The sequence below is a fragment of the Psychroflexus salis genome, from assembly GCF_014640175.1.
Lineage (GTDB): Bacteria > Bacteroidota > Bacteroidia > Flavobacteriales > Flavobacteriaceae > Psychroflexus > Psychroflexus salis.
The window spans coordinates 67,070-84,929 of the sequence record NZ_BMGL01000003.1 but is presented as its reverse complement, the minus strand read 5'-3'; the positions used below and the strand labels follow the sequence as shown (position 1 = coordinate 84,929).

General features: G+C 34.5%; 15 protein-coding genes and 1 tRNA gene. 12 read left to right on the top strand and 4 right to left on the bottom strand.

All coding sequences use genetic code 11. The annotated features are described in order from the left end of the window. Positions 1–4: 4 nt before the first annotated feature. The 7 genes from IEV63_RS02905 (at position 5) to yidC (ending at position 7,611) form a co-directional block, all read left to right on the top strand. Complete coding sequence (locus tag IEV63_RS02905) at positions 5–535, top strand: DUF4136 domain-containing protein (RefSeq protein WP_188405262.1); 531 nt, start codon at positions 5–7, stop codon at positions 533–535. 92 nt (positions 536–627) lie between these two features. Next, the gene (locus IEV63_RS02900; RefSeq protein WP_188405261.1) at positions 628–1,167 is read left to right on the top strand and encodes an RNA polymerase sigma factor; all 540 of its coding nucleotides are present in this window, start codon (positions 628–630) and stop codon (positions 1,165–1,167) included. A gap of 30 nt (positions 1,168–1,197) precedes the next feature. Continuing rightward, positions 1,198–1,728 (top strand): hypothetical protein, encoded by a 531-nt coding sequence (locus IEV63_RS02895; RefSeq protein WP_229737161.1) that lies wholly within the window; start codon positions 1,198–1,200, stop codon positions 1,726–1,728. Between the two features lies 1 nt (position 1,729). Then, positions 1,730–2,275, top strand: coding sequence for a hypothetical protein (locus IEV63_RS02890; RefSeq protein ID WP_188405259.1), 546 nt, complete (start codon positions 1,730–1,732; stop codon positions 2,273–2,275). Between the two features lie 30 nt (positions 2,276–2,305). Further along, positions 2,306–3,517: an RsmB/NOP family class I SAM-dependent RNA methyltransferase gene (locus IEV63_RS02885; RefSeq protein ID WP_188405258.1), complete on the top strand. Its 1,212-nt coding sequence runs from the start codon at positions 2,306–2,308 to the stop codon at positions 3,515–3,517. 470 nt (positions 3,518–3,987) lie between these two features. Beyond that, complete coding sequence (gene pyrG / locus IEV63_RS02880; RefSeq protein ID WP_188405257.1) at positions 3,988–5,607, top strand: CTP synthase; 1,620 nt, start codon at positions 3,988–3,990, stop codon at positions 5,605–5,607. Positions 5,608–5,715: 108 nt separating this feature from the next. Continuing rightward, on the top strand, positions 5,716–7,611 hold the full coding sequence (yidC, locus tag IEV63_RS02875) for a membrane protein insertase YidC (RefSeq protein WP_188405256.1): 1,896 nt from the start codon (positions 5,716–5,718) through the stop codon (positions 7,609–7,611). Between the two features lie 117 nt (positions 7,612–7,728). On the opposite strand, the gene IEV63_RS02870 is transcribed toward yidC, so the two are convergent. Next, positions 7,729–9,267, bottom strand: coding sequence for a YifB family Mg chelatase-like AAA ATPase (locus IEV63_RS02870; RefSeq protein ID WP_188405255.1), 1,539 nt, complete (start codon positions 9,265–9,267; stop codon positions 7,729–7,731). A 66-nt stretch (positions 9,268–9,333) separates the two neighbouring features. Next, positions 9,334–9,741 (bottom strand): bacillithiol system redox-active protein YtxJ, encoded by a 408-nt coding sequence (gene ytxJ, locus IEV63_RS02865; protein ID WP_188405254.1) that lies wholly within the window; start codon positions 9,739–9,741, stop codon positions 9,334–9,336. 417 nt (positions 9,742–10,158) lie between these two features. Between ytxJ and clpB the strand changes: the two genes are divergently transcribed. Next, the gene (gene clpB, locus IEV63_RS02860) at positions 10,159–12,768 is read left to right on the top strand and encodes an ATP-dependent chaperone ClpB (RefSeq protein WP_188405253.1); all 2,610 of its coding nucleotides are present in this window, start codon (positions 10,159–10,161) and stop codon (positions 12,766–12,768) included. 290 nt (positions 12,769–13,058) lie between these two features. On the opposite strand, the gene IEV63_RS02855 is transcribed toward clpB, so the two are convergent. Beyond that, on the bottom strand, positions 13,059–14,663 hold the full coding sequence (locus tag IEV63_RS02855) for a DUF4139 domain-containing protein (RefSeq protein ID WP_188405252.1): 1,605 nt from the start codon (positions 14,661–14,663) through the stop codon (positions 13,059–13,061). 68 nt (positions 14,664–14,731) lie between these two features. Between IEV63_RS02855 and IEV63_RS02850 the strand changes: the two genes are divergently transcribed. The 4 genes from IEV63_RS02850 (at position 14,732) to IEV63_RS02835 (ending at position 17,211) form a co-directional block, all read left to right on the top strand. Then, positions 14,732–15,331 carry a class I SAM-dependent methyltransferase gene (locus IEV63_RS02850; RefSeq protein ID WP_188405251.1) on the top strand — a complete coding sequence of 200 codons (600 nt, stop codon included), beginning with the start codon at positions 14,732–14,734 and terminating at the stop codon, positions 15,329–15,331. Positions 15,332–15,335: 4 nt separating this feature from the next. Continuing rightward, the gene (locus IEV63_RS02845; RefSeq protein WP_188405250.1) at positions 15,336–16,040 is read left to right on the top strand and encodes an acetolactate decarboxylase; all 705 of its coding nucleotides are present in this window, start codon (positions 15,336–15,338) and stop codon (positions 16,038–16,040) included. Positions 16,041–16,134: 94 nt separating this feature from the next. Continuing rightward, positions 16,135–16,980, top strand: coding sequence for an OmpA/MotB family protein (locus IEV63_RS02840; protein WP_188405249.1), 846 nt, complete (start codon positions 16,135–16,137; stop codon positions 16,978–16,980). 157 nt (positions 16,981–17,137) lie between these two features. Next, positions 17,138–17,211, top strand: a tRNA-Arg gene (locus tag IEV63_RS02835). 145 nt (positions 17,212–17,356) lie between these two features. On the opposite strand, the gene IEV63_RS02830 is transcribed toward IEV63_RS02835, so the two are convergent. After that, the coding region (locus tag IEV63_RS02830) for a type I restriction endonuclease subunit R, EcoR124 family (protein WP_444544427.1) at positions 17,357–17,860 on the bottom strand (504 nt) is incomplete at its 5' end.

Genomic DNA, 17,860 nt, shown 5'->3' with positions numbered 1-17,860 from the left:
TACAATGAAGGTTCTTAAATTAATACCCGTACTAATTTTATTCGTAGCATTACACGGATGTTCTTCGGTTAGCGTAGCCGTAGACTACGACAAAGAAGTAAGTTTTGACAATTACAAAACCTTTGCTTTTTACAAACCCGGTATCGATGAAGTTGAAATATCTGATTTAGATAAACGTAGAATTTTACGTGCAATTGATCGTGAATTAACTGCTAAAGGAATGATTAAATCTGAAAATCCAGATGTTTTAGTCAATATTTTTACTGAAGCTGAAGAAAACATCAATATTTATCAAAATAATTTTGGTTGGGGATGGGGTCCTGGCTGGGGTTGGGGATGGGGAATGCCCATGACTAGCGTTAGCAAAAACGTAGAAGGTTCTTTATTTATTGATTTAATAGATCGAAACAAAAACCAGTTGGTTTGGCAAGGTTTAGGTAAAGGTATTTTAAGCATGGAAATGGATAAAAAAGAAGAACGAATTAATGAAATAGTTACGGAAATTTTAAAAAAATATCCCCCAAAACAAAAGTAAATTCAGTTTATTAGAAGTGAAATTTCTAAAAATTAGCCTAAAACTAAATTGAAACTTTAATTTTCAGTTAGCTTTGCTAAAAATCAACCCAATTGCAAGACGAAGAGCTAGTACAACTACTTCAAAATCCAGCTAAAAAAAACGAAGCATTTGCTATACTTGTAAAAGAATACAAGATTCGCTTGTATTGGCATATCCGTAATTTTGTAAAAATACACGAAGATGCTGACGATGTTTTGCAAAATGTTTTTATAAAAGTTTTTAAAAACATCGATAAATTTAAAGGCGAAAGCAAATTATATTCTTGGATGTACCGCATCGCTTCGAACGAGAGCATTACGTTTTTAAACAAAAAAGCAAAAAAACTAAAAATTTCTAACGAAGAAATTCAAGATTACATTATCAATAATTTAGAAAGCGATGTATATTTTGAAGGAGATGAGATACAATTGAAACTTCAAAAAGCAATAGCAACATTACCCGAAAAACAACGTATTACTTTTAACATGAAGTATTTTCAGGAAATGAAATATAGAGAAATGGCAGAAATTTTAAATACCAGTATTGGCGCCTTAAAATCGAATTACCATCATGCGGTAAATAAAATTGAAGACTACTTAAAAAACAATTAAACCATCTGAAAAAAAACTGGTCTTAAATATATGGAATTGAATAAAAAAAAATCTAAACAACCTAGTGGGTTTAAAACCCCAAAGCACTATTTCGAGAACTTCGAAGCTAGGCTAATAAACACCTTAGATTTACATACAAACCATAAAATTAAAGAGCTTCCTGCTACTGGGTTTAAAATTCCTGAAGCTTATTTTGATGATGTAGAAAATAAAATTTTAAAACAAACCGAAGTCAAAAACCAAACTAAAATACGAACACTTTGGTATTATAAAGTAGCTAGAATTGCTGCTATTTTATTAATTATTATAACAAGTTATAGCATTTTAAAAGTAAATAACACCAATCAAAATACAAAAAGCAATAACTTTTCAAGTTTAAATGAATCTGATATTGAAATTTATATTGAAAATAATATTCTACCGTATTCAGAAATGAGAAACTTGTATATAACTGAAAGCGAATTAGACATTGCTGAAAGTAATTTACAAGGCATCAACCAAGATGTTATATTAAGATACCTAGATCACGAATTAGAAGATATTGAACTATTAGATGAATAAAATGAAACTTACATTACATTTATTATTTGCAATATTGATGCTTATTGGATGCAATCCAAATGCAGATCAATCTCAGTCAAATGCGGCTAAACCTGAAACTGAAAGCTCAAATGAATCAAAAAAAGATGCTAACAACGCAGATGCTCATACTAAAAGCACGCAAGAAGATTTAAGTGAAGATAAAATTCAATCGCTTAAAGTAGCTTATTTTACATCAGAATTAAATTTAAGTACTCAAGAAGCAGAAAAGTTTTGGCCAATTTACAACAAACATAATCGAATTTATCAAGATTTAGGAGACACAGAGTGGAATACTATAAAAGAAGGTTTACGAGAAGTGGACACCTACACTGACCAAGAAGCATCACAGCTGCTTGCTCGATATAAACTGTATTTAAATCAGCGGCTGGAAAACCGTTTAAATTTTATGGACGATTTAAGTAGCGTAATTTCTGCCAAAAAAATTATGCAGCTAAAACATGCTGAATACAATTTCAACAAAAAACTATTGAAACAATATCGCTCTAGCGAAGCTACTACAAAGTAATTGCGTAATTTTGCAAATTAATTCAAAACTATGCGTTTACATCGTAATTTGGTATTTGCAGTAATCGATACCTTAGACTCAATTTTTAATAAAGAAGCCTACGCCGATAAAGAAATCTCTAAAACCTTAAAACGCGATGAGCGTTGGGGCTCTAGAGACCGAAGTTTTATTGCAGAAACCACTTACGACATTGTAAGATGGAAGCGCTTGTATAGTGAAATAGCCGATATAAATAAGCATTATTCTAGAACAAATCTGTTTAGGCTTTTCACGGTTTGGGCAACCTTACGTGGTATCGAAATTCCAGCGTGGAAACAATTTGAAGATACCCCAACTCGAAAAATAAAAGGAAAATTTGATGAGTTAAGCAAAATAAGAAAATACAGAGAGTCCATTCCAGATTGGTTAGATGAACTTGGCGAAGAACAGCTAGGGAGCGATGTTTGGGAAAAAGAATTAGCTGCTTTAAACCAACAAGCACCGGTTATTTTAAGAGTAAATACGCTACAAACCAACAAAGCCAAATTGCAATTAGAGCTCGAAAAAGAAGGAATAGACACCTTGTTTATAGATGGTTTTCCAGATGCATTACAACTCTCTAATCGTGCTAATGTATTTGCTACCAAATGTTTTGAAAAAGGCTGGTTTGAAGTTCAAGATGCTTCTTCTCAAAAAGTGAGTAAATACTTATCGCCCAAAGCAGGCATGCGGGTAGTAGACACTTGTGCAGGCGCTGGTGGTAAAACTTTGCATTTGTCAGCCATTACCGAAAACAAAGGACAATTAATTGCCTTAGACATTTTTCCACAAAAGCTAAAGGAATTAAAACGAAGAGCAAAGCGCGCCGGTGCTCATAATATCGAAACCCGTTTAATCGACTCTACTAAAGTGATTAAAAAATTACATGAGTCTGCAGATGCAGTTTTAATTGATGCTCCATGTACTGGATTAGGTGTTTTGCGCCGAAATCCTGATGCTAAATGGAAATTGAAACCAAGTTTTATTGAAGAAATTACTAACAAACAACAAGACCTACTTCGCGACTACAGCAAAATTGTAAAAAAAGGTGGTACTTTAGTATATGCTACGTGCTCCATTTTACCCATCGAAAACGAAAAACAAGTAGAAGCCTTTTTAGCAAGTGAAGATGGTGCTGATTTTCAACTGGCCAAAGAAGAAAAAGTTTTAGTTAGTGAAACTGGTCACGATGGATTTTACATGGCCAAATTATTGAAGAAATAAAGGCTTTTGCTTGGGTTTTAGAGAGATGACTTCGCTGTGCTCTTAGAGACAAGAGACAAAACTAGAGACTAGACTGAAAGGATTTGAGATTTGAGAAAATAGAGAAAAGATTCAAGACAAAAGGAAAAAAAGACAAAAAGACAAAAAGAAAAAAAGACAAAAAGGACTGATGTCTGTTGACCGTTGTCTGTAAATTGTTAACTGAAGACTGGCTTAGGGATTGTAGTGAAAATCCTGCAGACCCAAAAGCTTACAAAACTTAACTCCAGCTGGCGACGCTAGAAGCCAACTGGAGTTTTTAGTTTTGTGCTTTTGGGGTGAAGCATTGCAACGAAAAGCCCGACCACAGTCCGACCCAAGTCGGAATGTGGTAAGCCCCAAAAAAATAATAATATTTTCTATATAAATGGGAAGTTTGTTTACTAGGAAAACCATATTTTTGCGTCCCGTATAGACATCAATACAACACAATGGCCCAAACAAAATACATCTTTGTTACTGGCGGTGTTTCTTCGTCTCTCGGGAAAGGAATCATTGCCGCTTCATTAGCGAAATTACTACAAGCTCGTGGTTATAAAACCACTATTCAAAAATTAGATCCGTACATTAACGTAGATCCAGGGACTTTAAATCCATACGAACATGGTGAATGTTTTGTAACTGAAGACGGAGCAGAAACCGACTTAGATTTAGGGCATTACGAGCGTTTTTTGAATGTAAATACTTCGCAAGCTAATAATGTTACTACAGGTAGAATTTACCAAAGTGTAATTGAAAAAGAACGCCGTGGAGATTATTTGGGTAAAACGGTACAAGTGGTTCCGCATATTACCAACGAAATTAAAGAACGCATTCAAATTTTAGGCAATACAGGCGAGTACAATATTGTAATTACCGAAATTGGTGGAACTGTTGGCGATATTGAGTCTTTGCCCTACATTGAAGCCGTTCGCCAATTAAAATGGGAATTGGGCGATTACAATTCCTTGGTCATTCATTTAACCCTTGTGCCCTATTTGTCTGCTGCTAAAGAGCTAAAAACTAAACCTACACAACATAGTGTAAAAACGTTGATGGAAAGCGGTATTGCAGCTGATATTTTAGTTTGTAGAACCGAACACGAGTTAAGCGAAGATTTACGTAGAAAGTTAGCTTTGTTTTGTAATGTAAAACGCGAAGCTGTTATTCAGTCTATCGATGCATCGACTATTTACGATGTGCCTAACCTAATGTTAGAAGAAGGATTAGATGTAATTACACTTCAAAAATTAAATTTATCGCAAGAAGTTTTGCCAGATTTAAGCAAATGGAATGAATTTTTACAACGGCATAAAAATGCTACCGAAGAGGTAACCATTGGGCTTGTTGGCAAATATGTAGAATTACAAGATTCGTATAAATCTATTTTAGAATCGTTTATTCATGCTGGTGCAATGAATGATGTAGTGGTTAAAGTTAAGAGTTTACATTCTGAATATTTTGAAACCCATAAAGCCGCCGAAAAAGAATTAGACGGAATATTAGTGGCGCCAGGTTTTGGTGAACGGGGAATTGAAGGGAAAATAGCTGCAGTAAAATTTGCTCGTGAAAATAAAATTCCTTTTTTCGGAATATGTCTTGGTATGCAAATGGCTGTAATTGAGTTTGCCCGTAACATTCTTGGTTTAGCAGATGCCAATTCTACAGAAATGGACGAACAAACCAAGAATCCTGTTATCGATATCATGGAAAGTCAAAAAAACCTTGAAAATATGGGCGGTACCATGCGTTTAGGCGCTTGGAAATGCGAATTAACACCCCATAGTTTAGCCGAAAAAGTGTATGGCAAACCAACTATTACTGAACGACATAGACATCGGTACGAATTAAATAACGCATACATTGATGATTTAGAACATGCTGGCTTAGTGTGTTCTGGTAAAAACAAAGAGACAGGCTTAGTAGAAATTGTTGAACTGCCTAATCACCCTTGGTTTATGGGCGTACAATATCACCCAGAGTATAAAAGCACGGTAGCAGAACCACATCCGCTTTTTGTTTCGTTTATTGGTGCTGCAAAAACAAAAAAACAAAAAGACAATAAAAACTAAAGGCTAATCTCCTAAACTTGCAATTTTAAAGTAAATTCAATCAAAAATTGAGATAATTTAACCACTTTTGCAAATCAATTATAAAATTTTTCAAGCAAATTAAGCTGGATGGAAGAAAATAAAAAATTTGATGTCAATTCATTAATTGGCTTTGTGCTAATAGGTTTGATCCTTTTTTGGATGTTATACATGAACCAAGATGAAGAAAGCGCAACCAAACAAACCACTACCGAGCAAGTTGAAGAAGCTAAACCCGAAGCATCAACTACTAACACCACAACCAATGCAGCTACGCAAACAAGTGTAGAACCTGCTGAGCTACAGAACGATTCTATTGCACGTATTATTGCGCAACAACAACTTGGAGCATTTGCTTACGCTGAAATGGCTGCATCGAATAAAGATGGAGTTACCGAAATTAGCAACGATGTTTTACGCTTAAAAATAAGTAACCGCGGTGGGCAAATTATTGAAGCTGAAGTGCTGAATTACGAAACCTATAACGGTAAACCCATTTATTTAATTAAAGATGGTAATGCTAACTTCTCCATCGATTTACATACCAAAGATGGCAAAAAGCTAGCCACCAAAGATTTGTATTTTGAACCTAAACTTACACAAGAAGGTGAAGACCAAGTGCTACAAATGAAGTTAAAAGCTACTGAGCAAAATTACTTGGCGTTTGAGTACCGATTGAAACCCAATGATTATATGATGGATTTCAACATCCGTTCGCGAGGTTTAAATCAAATTTTAAATACTGCTGAAGAACCCTTACTTACTTGGCAAATAAAAGCTTATCGCTTTGCAAAAAGTATTTCGTATGAAAATCAATATTCGGAAATTATTTTTAAATATGATGATACGAGTGATTATACCAACCAACGAGAGCAAACCGAAGAAGAAGAAAAAAACATTGATTGGGTAGCTTTTCGACAACACTTTTTTAGTTCTATTTTATTAGCCGATTCGCCTTTTTCAAGAGGTAAATTCATTTCTGAAAATTTAGTTCAAGATGAACAAGTAGATACCGTTTTTACTAAAAATTATAAAGCTGAATTGCCACTTCAATTAGAAGCTGGAGAATTCACCAAAGGTATGAACATGTATTATGGACCTACCGATATTAAAATTTTAGAAATCTACGAACGTGATTTAGATATGGCCGTTCCATTAGGTTGGGGAATTTTTGGCTGGATTAATAAATATTTATTTATCCCATTTTTCGGGTTTTTAAGTGGTGTTTTACCTAGTTATGGTTTAGCGATTATTATAATGACGATTGTGGTTCGAATTGTGCTTTCGCCAGTTACTTACAAGTCCTATTTATCGCAAGCTAAAATGAAGGTTTTGCGTCCTGAAATTGACGAGTTGAATAAGAAATACAAGGACAACGCCATGAAAAAACAGCAGGAAACCATGAAGCTGTACAGCAAAACAGGCGTGAGTCCGTTAAGTGGTTGTATTCCTGCTTTATTACAAATCCCTGTATTTTATGCCTTATTTAGATTCTTCCCCAGTGCATTCGATTTGCGCCAAAAAGGCTTTTTATGGGCAGATGATTTATCGAGTTACGATGTTATTTTTGAATGGGATACCTATATTCCTTTAATTTCTTGGGTATATGGAAATCATGTAAGTTTATTTCCAATTCTGGCATCTGTAGCTATTTTCTTTTATATGCGAATGACCACAGGTCAAAACATGCAGCAGATGCAACAACCCGGTATGCCGAATATGAAAGTGATTATGTACATTTCGCCATTGGTAATGTTGGTTTTCTTCAACAATTACGCTAGTGGACTTTCATTATACTATTTTGTTTCTAATTTAATTACCATTGGAATTATGTTAGTCATTAAAAAAGTAATTATCGACGAAGATAAAATCTTGGCTAAGATTGAAATGAACAAGAAAAAGCCAAAGAAAAAAGGCAAATTTGCTCGAAAAATGCAGCAAATTATGGAACAAGCTGAAGAGCAAAAGCGCAAAAATCAGAAGTAAGTTTAATTTAAGTTATAGGTCAAATTCCTAAGATTCCGCATCAAGTGCGGAAAGACAGGTTGCATTGATGTTTTTAGATTCCGCATCTAAGTGCGGAATGGCAGATTTAAAAATACATCACCCTAACCAACCATCGCGATCTAAACTACGGTATTGTATGGCTTCTGTAATGTGGTTAGCTTGAATTTGCTCTTGTTTTTCTAAATCGGCTATGGTGCGCGCTACTTTTAAAATTCGGTCGTAAGCGCGAGCAGAAAGATTTAATCGTTCCATGGCGGTTTTCAATAAAGTTTTAGAAGTTTCATCTAATGCACAAAAAGCTCTAATTTGCTTCACTCCCATTTGTGCGTTGTAATGAATATTGTCTAGCCCAGCAAAGCGTTCCGTTTGAATATTTCTGGCTTCCGTTACCCGCTTTCTAATGTCGACACTACTTTCGCCACGGCGTTCTTCACTTAATTTATCAAATGGAACTGGAGTTACTTCAATATGAATATCGATTCGGTCGAGCAATGGGCCTGAAATCTTGCTCAAATACCGTTGCATTTCTGCTGGTGAAGAACTTACCGGCGCATCGGGATCGTTAAAATAACCACCAGGACTCGGATTCATGCTCGCCACCAACATAAAACTAGACGGATACGTAATGGTAAATCGCGCTCTCGAAATGGTTACCTCGCGATCTTCTAAAGGTTGGCGCATTACTTCTAAAACCGTACGTTTAAATTCGGGTAATTCATCTAAAAATAAAACTCCATTGTGCGAGAGAGAAATTTCTCCAGGTTGTGGATAGCTGCCGCCTCCAACGAGTGCTACATCAGAAATAGTGTGGTGAGGACTTCTAAATGGGCGTTCGGCAATTAAACCTTGATTTTCTTTTACCCGTCCAACAATAGAATGAATCTTAGTGGTTTCTAAAGCTTCTTGTAAAGACATGGGCGGCAAGATACTCGGTAAACGTTTCGCTAACATGGTTTTACCAGAACCTGGCGGACCAATCATAATAATATTATGTCCACCAGCTGCAGCAATTTCCATACAGCGTTTAATGGATTCTTGACCTTTCACGTCGGCAAAATCAAATTCAGGTTTACTTAGGCAGTCGTAAAAGGTTTGTTGAGTATCTACAATGCACTGTTCCAGTTTTTTTCCTTCATGAAAAAAGCGGATTACTTGCTCGATATGTTCAACACCATACACCTTCAAACCATTGACAATCGCTGCTTCTTTTTCATTTTGCTTAGGTAAAATAAAACCTTCAAAACCTTCTTCTTTCGCTTTGATGGCGATAGGTAAAGCCCCTTTAATGGGCTGCAAACTTCCATCTAAGGATAATTCGCCCATAATGATGTATTTGTGTAAATCTTCAGAAATAATTTGCGATGAAGCTGCTAAAACGCCAATGGCTAAACTCAAATCGTAAGCCGAACCTTCTTTGCGTAAATCGGCTGGTGCCATATTAATGGTAATCTTCTTACCAGGAAAATTATAGCCTGTATTTTTTAAAGCAGCTTGAATACGAAAACTGCTTTCTTGTATGGCTTTATCGGGTAGTCCTACCAAATGGTAACCGATTCCTTTTGCGGTATTAACTTCAATGGTAATGGTTTGCGCTTCTACCCCAAAAACAGCGCTTCCGTAGATTTTTACGAGCATAGGATGAAAAATTAGTTTACAAAACTAATTTACTACTATTTTTTAAAAATGAAAGCGAAATATCGCTTAATTATTTAAAAATGAATGTATTGAAGAAACCGTAATAGCCGAATGCGATGCATGATGTACTACTTCTTCGTGTTTTAAAATAATGAGTTGTGGCGATTGATGCAGCACTTGAAATTCTTGTGCTATGGCATCAGAAACTTCTCGATAAGACAATAAATCCAAGTAAAACAATTCTACTTCATCTTTTGGAAAATCAGCAGAAGCTTGAAATTGATTCCACACCATACGGCTAATTCCACATCGGGTAGAATGTTTAAAAATAACAACTAACTTTTTATTAGAAATCTGTTTTAAACTAGAAAGCTGATCTGCCTTTGTTAGTTTGAACCAATTCGTAGCATTTGATTGATTTGAATTCTCATTCGTTTCGCTCTTAGTTGAAAATAGATTTTTAAATAGCCCCATTGATATGTTGAATTAAGATTCAAATTTATTAATTAATAAGCATTTAAATCTTAAATGTTTGTTTTATTCAAGAATGATTTGAGTTTCAGTTTTTGAATAAAAACACCCTTTACCTTTTAGGCATTTCCACTTCGATTATACGCAGTAAATCGCCTAAAGAGAAAAGGTCGTTAGATAATAATAGAGAGTTTGTAATCTGATGTTTTGTTTATTTGTCCTTAATTCTCAATCCAAACTTCTTCCCTTGCTTGTGCTGAGCTTTGTTGAAATAAGCGAAGACTAGAAATGTTTGTATTAAACATACAAGAAAACATTTATAACAATGTCATTTTGACATTATTTTAATCCATTTAATTGTCATTTTGACACATTTTTTACTCGGCATATTAGTTGCTAATACTATTGTAAAAAGAAAAGATGAACTTTAACAATTATACCATAAAGTCTCAAGAAGCTGTACAGCAAGCGCAGCAACTTGCTCAAGAATTACAGCATCAGCAAATTGAAAATGAGCATTTATTTAAAGCCATTTCCATAGTAGATGAAAACGTAACTCCATATTTATTGAAAAAACTAAATATTAATCCGAGTTTACTAACACAAATAGTAGACAAAAGTTTAGCTAGTTTTTCAAAAGTAGAAGGTGGAGACATTATGCTTTCTAGAGAAGCTGGAAAAACCTTAAATGAAGCTTCATTACTTGCTAAAAAAGGAAGCGATGAGTATGTGTCTATTGAGCATTTAATCTTGGCTATCTTTAAGAGTAAATCTAAGATTGCACAAATTTTAAAAGATCAAGGAGCCACCGAAAAAGGACTTCAAGCAGCGATTGATGAACTTCGAAAAGGCGATAAAGTGACTTCACAAAGTGCTGAAGAAACTTATAATTCTCTAGACAAATACGCCAACAACTTGAATAAAATGGCCGAAGAAGGAAAATTAGACCCTGTAATTGGTCGTGATGAAGAAATTAGAAGAATATTACAAATTCTTTCGAGAAGAACCAAAAACAACCCCATGTTAGTCGGAGAGCCCGGAACAGGTAAAACCGCTATTGCAGAAGGTTTAGCACATCGAATTATTGCTGGCGATATACCTGAAAACTTAAAATCGAAAAAGATTTATGCCTTAGATATGGGTGCATTAATCGCCGGTGCCAAGTACAAAGGTGAGTTTGAAGAGCGCCTAAAAGCGGTAATTAAAGAAGTAACTTCTAGCGATGGCGATATTGTTTTATTTATTGATGAAATTCACACTTTAGTAGGTGCTGGCGGTGGTGAAGGTGCCATGGATGCAGCTAATATTTTAAAACCCGCTTTAGCTCGTGGAGAATTACGTGCCATCGGAGCTACTACCTTAGATGAATTTCAAAAATACTTTGAAAAAGACAAAGCTCTAGAGCGTCGTTTCCAAAAAGTGATGGTGAACGAGCCCGATACCGAAGCAGCTATTTCGATTTTACGTGGAATTAAAGAAAAATACGAGACTCACCATAAAGTACGTATTAAGGATGATGCCATCATCGGTGCAGTAGAGCTTTCTCAACGCTACATTACCAATCGATTTTTACCTGACAAAGCCATCGATTTAATGGATGAAGCCGCTTCTAAATTGCGCATGGAAATCAATTCTAAACCAGAAGAGTTGGATGTATTAGACAGAAAAATCATGCAATTAGAAATAGAAATTGAAGCCATTAAACGCGAAAAAGATGAAGATAAGTTGAAAATGCTTCGTTCAGAATTGGCCGATTTAAAAGAAGAGCGAAATGAACTTAATGCCAAGTGGAAAAACGAAAAAGATGTAGTAGACCAAATTCAGCAAGCCAAAACCGATATTGAAAATTTTCGTTTAGAAGCTGAACGAGCTGAACGCGATGGAGATTATGGAAAAGTAGCAGAAATTCGCTACGGGAAAATTAAAGATGCAGAAGAAAAATTGGCTACGTATCAAGAAGCGGTTGATGCACAAAAAGGGGAAAATAACTTGATTAAAGAAGAAGTAAATTACGACGATATTGCTGAAGTGGTAGCCAAATGGACTGGAATTCCAGTTACAAAAATGCTGCAAACCGAACGCGAAAAATTACTAAAATTAGAAGAGCAATTACACAAACGTGTAGTAGGACAAGACGAAGCAATTATTGCCGTAAGCGATGCTGTACGCAGAAGCCGAGCTGGATTACAAGACCAAAACAAACCCACAGGATCATTCTTATTTTTAGGAACAACAGGTGTTGGTAAAACGGAACTGGCCAAAGCTTTAGCCGAATTTATGTTTGACGATGAAAATGCCATGACTAGAATTGATATGAGTGAATACCAAGAACGGCATGCCGTTTCTAGGTTGGTGGGCGCACCTCCAGGATATGTGGGTTACGATGAAGGCGGACAACTTACTGAAGCCGTTAGAAGAAGACCGTACTCTGTTGTTTTGCTAGATGAAATTGAAAAAGCGCATCCCGATACCTTCAATATTTTATTGCAAGTTTTAGACGAAGGCAGACTAACCGACAACAAAGGACGTGTCGCCGATTTTAAGAACACCATTATTGTAATGACATCGAATATTGGGAGCCACATTATTCAAGAAAAATTTGATAGTTTACAAGATGCTGAAATGGCTACCGAAGCAGCAAAAAATGAAGTTTTAAGTTTGTTGAAAAAAAGCGTTCGACCAGAGTTCTTAAACCGGATTGACGATGTGGTTATGTTTACGCCACTCACGCAAATGGATATTAAAGCCATTGTTAAAATACAATTGAAAGCTTTAAAAAACAGGCTGAGTAAACAAGGTATTACCTTAGATGCGACCGAAGAAGCCATTACGCATTTGGCCAACTTAGGTTTCGATCCACAATATGGTGCAAGACCTGTAAAACGAACTATACAACGAGAAGTTTTGAATCAGCTTTCTAAAGAAATTTTAGCGCAAAAAGTAAGTGCAGAAAGCATTATTTTACTAGATCAGTTTGATGGTGAATTAGTTTTTCGAAACCAAAATGAAATTGCTTTGGATAAAAAATAAATTTTGATTAGTTAATTTGATTTGGAAATCGGCTTTACTTTACAACAAGTAAAGCCGATTTTTTTTTTAACTCTAATGCTTGTTCTTCAATAAAATCCTAAGCTGCAAAAAGGTCGTCTGCTCTCTTGGTGTAATCAAGATTTAATTCAACATTTAAAAACCTGTTTTTGAAACAACTATCAATTCAACTTCTTCCCTTCAATCTTGGGTAAGTATACCGATAAAACTGACTTATAAAATTGAAATTATATTAGTTGTAAAAAGCCAATCCATAAATTTATTTCGAATTGCTACCGCTCTAAATTAATGCGCTTACCTTTTGGATAGCTAACTTTAAAAGCAAATTTTTTAGTCACTTTAGATTTAGATTCCAGTTCCACATTCCAAGTTAAAATACCTTTTTCTTTATTTAAATCGGCTCCTTCATACACTTCATCGCTTACTTTAATATCGCTGTTTTGTGAAATTGGGATTCGATCTTCTAGCTTCACCTCCACCGCTTCATTTTTGTTATTTTTAATACTGATTTCGTATTCTTTTTCAACAATTGAATTGTTTCTAAAAAAAGATTTGCTTTGTAGTTTATTCACCTGTTCGCGTTCTACCACTATATTTTGGTCGCTTCCTAAAGAAACCACAAAATCTTCGGTATTTACATTGGCGTCCATAAAAATAGTTCCTGTAAAGGTATCTTCAAAATAGATTCTAGCTTCACCAGGGAGTAAGTCAAAGGACTGCCAATTTTTTAAAGTAGCTGTTAAATAGACTTTGGGATCTAAAACTGGAGCTGAATAATATTCAAAATCCGCTTCAACATCTTGTTGATCGAGTTTGACTTTTAATGGCTCGTCGTTAGATTTGATGCTGTATTTTTTGGGGAGTTTAAAATTCATGACGGTTAGTTTTTCCATTTTTTTTACATCGTTAAGATTAGAAAGTTTACTTGACGAATTTCTTACGGTAGAGCTCATGCCTCGAATAAGTACTGACTCATCTTCAACAACTTCAATTACCTCAGGTGCTGGTGGTGAGGGAGCAAGACTGTTAAAATTCAAATAATAAGGAAACAAGTTTGGTTTCACGTTATTCAAACTCGGATCAGCTGTAGATAGCTTAACATCCACATCATTCCAATCGTCGCCTGTATTTTGAAAAATTTTAGCTTGGTACAATAAATTTATGGGAGAACTTATATTTTCAGCACGTAACTCGTAGTTTGGATACCAGCCAGCATCTTGCACTAAGTAGGATATTTCTAAATTTGTGTTTTGCGTAACTTCACTGTTTAATAAAAGTTTAATTTTGCCCCGAGAAGTTCTGTTTTTACTTTCTAGACTATGTATTTCTCGTTGAACATTGTTTAGTTCTTCCTGAAATTGATCGCGTTCTTTCTTAATTTTATACAATTGATTGTAAATCACTTCCGTTCGTTCTCGGTAGTATGATGCATAATCTTTTAACTTGGCTAAACTTGTATTGGTTTCAGTCGAAGCTATTTTTTTATTTTGCATCAAAACCGATTCTTCGGTTTCTAAGGCGTCAATACTGCTTTGTTTGGCAGCTATCTTATCTTTTAAAACTTCTAATTTTTCTTTTAACTGAGCTAACTCAGCAGAAATTTTCTGTTCTTTTAAATAAGTTACATCAAATTGAATAGAATTAACACTCACTTTGTTTAAACCCTTCACCTGTATACTATTCGGATTTATATTGGGTGATACATCGGAAAACACCAAGGTGTTGTTCCCGGTTAGTAAATTTAATTGTGCATGAGCTGTAATTTGAGCACCAGATAAAAAAACAGTTACTTTTTTTGTTTTTAATTCAATTTCTTTTTCATTAGCAAACAAAAAAAGTGGGAAGCATAAAAAACCAAGAATAATTTGCTTTAGCATAACATTTAATTTGTAACCAAAGTTACAGGATATCTGATGAAGTTTGTTTTGTTTTGAAAGAAAATTTAATGAAAGAATTTTGGAACGAACGTTATAAGGCTGAAGAATTTGCCTACGGAACAAAACCAAACGAGTTTTTAGCAAACAAAATTGAAGAATTAGAACCTGGCAAAATTTTACTTCCCTTTGAAGGAGAAGGAAGAAATGCGGTTTTTTGTTCAACTCAAGGCTGGAAAGTTGATGCATTCGATTTTTCTGAAGCTGCCAAACAGAAAGCTGAATCTTTAGCAAAAATTAAAAACGTAAATGTAAATTATGAAATATCGGATTTACACCATTACGATTTTAGTGAAAACACATACGATGCCGCTGCTTTAATTTTTGCCCACCCGCCAGCTGATTTACGCCATGTATTACACCAAAATATCATAAAGAGTTTAAAGCCTGGCGGCACTCTTATTTTAGAAGCATTTCACGTTAAACAACTTCATCATAACAGAGCTTCTGGTGGTCCTAAAAATGAAGAAATGTTGTACACTGAAGCAATGCTTCAACAGGATTTTAAAGCCTTACAAATTCTTTCACTAAAGCATGAAGTCATCGAATTACAAGAAGGAAATTTCCATAAAGGAAAAGCTGAAATTATTCGTTTATTTGCAACAAAATAATAAAATGAAAAAAATATTAGTACTCCTTTTACTTATATTGTTTAGCACAGTAAACGCACAAAAAGTATACACCATTGGTAAAGCCATGGATGTAATGAAAGGGATTGATTTAAGCGCTAAAGTTAAACTAGACACCCTAGTGCAAAAAAGCCTATTTGCACTTGGGCCGGTTGCAGAGTTGCAAGGTGAAATTACCATTTTAAACGGCGAAATTTATGTTAGTGCCATACAAAATAAGAAAGTTGTAAACACCAAACCTAAAAGTTTAAGTGCTTCATTTTTAGTGTACAGCTACCCTAGCAAGTGGGATTCTTTTTTTATTGAAAAACCCATAAAAAGTTTGAAAGAATTAGAAAAAACAATTGAAGAAATTGCATCAGAAAAAGGAATTAATACAAATGAAGCTTTTCCATTTATAATTGAAGCAAATTTTGATGAAATACAAACACACATCATCAACAAAAATCCATCTGAAAAACTCCACAACCACGAAATGCACAAAAAAGCCAAAGTAAAATTCACAAAAAATAACAAAAATGGAAGTTTATTAGGTTTTTACAGTAAGCATCATGAAGGAATTTTTACCCACAAAGGAAGCTATTTACACTTGCATTACGTAAATACAAATACAGCAGAGACTGGGCATTTAGACCAGATTGTGCTAAGTTCAAAATTTATTATTAAACTACCTAGTTATCTAGTAAAATAAAAAACTTTAAAATATTTAATTAAAGTAGTGTTAAGCAGTTGCAAGTAGCCAAAAAGACTTTAAATTTGCAGTGTCTAATAAATTTACAATAAAAATGAAGAAAACGATTGTATTAGTAAGTATTGCTGCCCTATTGATGAGTTCATGTATTTCAAAAAAGAAATTCAGCGAACTTGAAGACAAGTATCAAGAAACAAGCACCGAGTTAAAATCAGCTAATATGAAGCTGAGTGTTTGTGAAGATGAAAAAGCAAATTTGAAAACCAGCTACGAGCGACAAATAAGTGTTTTAGAAAAAACCAACAATGCCTTATTAAATACACAAGGCGAAATGGCAACCATTTCTAAAAAAGGAGCTGAAAATCTTCAAAAGTCCTTAGAAAGCATGCAAGAAAAAGACTTGCAAATAAAAACCATGCGCGATGCGATTAACAAAAAAGATAGTGTAACACTAGCTTTAGTTACTAGCCTTAAAGGTGCATTGGATAACGTAAATGACGAAGACATTGAAATTTCGGTTGAAAAAGGTGTTGTTTTTGTATCTATTTCTGACAAATTATTATTTGGAAGCGGACAATATACCGTTACTAAAGAAGCTAGAAAAGTTTTAGAGAAAGTTGCTAAAGTTGTAAACGATAAAAAAGACTTCGAATTTATGGTAGAAGGGCATACAGATACTGATCCTATTGCTAGAGAAGTAATTGAAGATAACTGGGATTTAAGTGTGAAACGCGCTACATCTGTTGTTCGCATTTTACAAGACGAATTTAACGTAGATCCAAAACGAATGACGGCTGCTGGACGTGGTGAATATTTGCCCGTTGCATCTAACGAAACACGCGATGGTAAAGCTAAAAATAGAAGAACACGCATTGTAGTTCTACCTAAATTAGACCAGTTCTTTGGTATGATTGAAGATGGAATGAAAGGCGCTAATTAAGCTACATTACTATAGTAAAAACCGCTTCGATGTTGAAGCGGTTTTTTTATTATACAAAACTTAAATGAAAAGTTGCTAAACTTGTAATTATACGTATATTTGCAACCGCAAAATAAAACTTGATTTCGTTTTTTTTTGCTTATTGAAATAGTGAAATGGTCGCGTAGCTCAGTTGGATAGAGCATCTGCCTTCTAAGCAGACGGTCACAGGTTCGAATCCTGTCGCGATCACTTGATAATCAGAGAGTTGCAGAAATGTAGCTCTTTTTTTTTTTACACTTGTAACACATTTGTGACACAAACTGTGTTTTAATACTACCAAAAAGTTTGACTTTTCAGATTTTTACTTGTTCTATTTTTATTAAAAATAAAATCGCTAAGCTGCCATACCTTCAATAAAAGTATTGATGAAGTTGTTGATTTTGTCTATTATTCTAGGAATGCTTTTTTTACGAATTAAAATAGATTGTTTTTCTTTCATGGCTTTGCGGACTTTTTCACGTAATGCTGGAACTTCATCAGCAAATAGTTTTTCTTCTATTATTTTTTCTACCTTAGTTTGTTTGAGATTTTCTTCTTCACATAACTGAAAAAAAGCTTTTCGCTGTTCTTTACTCCAATACGCATCAAAAGCATCTTGAACACTAGCCACTTTATTGCCTACTAATTGTTCGTCAATAAATTTTTCTATGAGTTCTTTTTTACTTCGCAAGTCGATATCACCCGATAACAAATCTGAAACTTGTTGTCGTTTCTTTTGTTGCTCTTCAGTATCATCATTATCATTGATTTGATCTAAAAGATTTAAAATGTAAGCTACATTCACTTCATCTTTATGCATTAACTCAATTTCGAAGTCAATATCATTTAAAATGGATGC

Excerpts from the sequence above, each read along its gene's own strand:
- IEV63_RS02885 (WP_188405258.1), top strand. The coding sequence starts at position 2,306 with ATGCGTTTACATCGTAATTTGGTATTTGCAGTAATCGATACCTTAGAC.
- IEV63_RS02840 (WP_188405249.1), top strand. The coding sequence starts at position 16,135 with ATGAAGAAAACGATTGTATTAGTAAGTATTGCTGCCCTATTGATGAGT.
- IEV63_RS02845 (WP_188405250.1), top strand. The coding sequence starts at position 15,336 with ATGAAAAAAATATTAGTACTCCTTTTACTTATATTGTTTAGCACAGTA.
- IEV63_RS02890 (WP_188405259.1), top strand. The coding sequence starts at position 1,730 with ATGAAACTTACATTACATTTATTATTTGCAATATTGATGCTTATTGGA.
- IEV63_RS02850 (WP_188405251.1), top strand. The coding sequence starts at position 14,732 with ATGAAAGAATTTTGGAACGAACGTTATAAGGCTGAAGAATTTGCCTAC.
- yidC (WP_188405256.1), top strand. The coding sequence starts at position 5,716 with ATGGAAGAAAATAAAAAATTTGATGTCAATTCATTAATTGGCTTTGTG.
- clpB (WP_188405253.1), top strand. The coding sequence starts at position 10,159 with ATGAACTTTAACAATTATACCATAAAGTCTCAAGAAGCTGTACAGCAA.
- IEV63_RS02870 (WP_188405255.1), bottom strand. The coding sequence starts at position 9,267 with ATGCTCGTAAAAATCTACGGAAGCGCTGTTTTTGGGGTAGAAGCGCAA.
- pyrG (WP_188405257.1), top strand. The coding sequence starts at position 3,988 with ATGGCCCAAACAAAATACATCTTTGTTACTGGCGGTGTTTCTTCGTCT.
- IEV63_RS02855 (WP_188405252.1), bottom strand. The coding sequence starts at position 14,663 with ATGCTAAAGCAAATTATTCTTGGTTTTTTATGCTTCCCACTTTTTTTG.
- IEV63_RS02905 (WP_188405262.1), top strand. The coding sequence starts at position 5 with ATGAAGGTTCTTAAATTAATACCCGTACTAATTTTATTCGTAGCATTA.
- IEV63_RS02895 (WP_229737161.1), top strand. The coding sequence starts at position 1,198 with ATGGAATTGAATAAAAAAAAATCTAAACAACCTAGTGGGTTTAAAACC.
- ytxJ (WP_188405254.1), bottom strand. The coding sequence starts at position 9,741 with ATGGGGCTATTTAAAAATCTATTTTCAACTAAGAGCGAAACGAATGAG.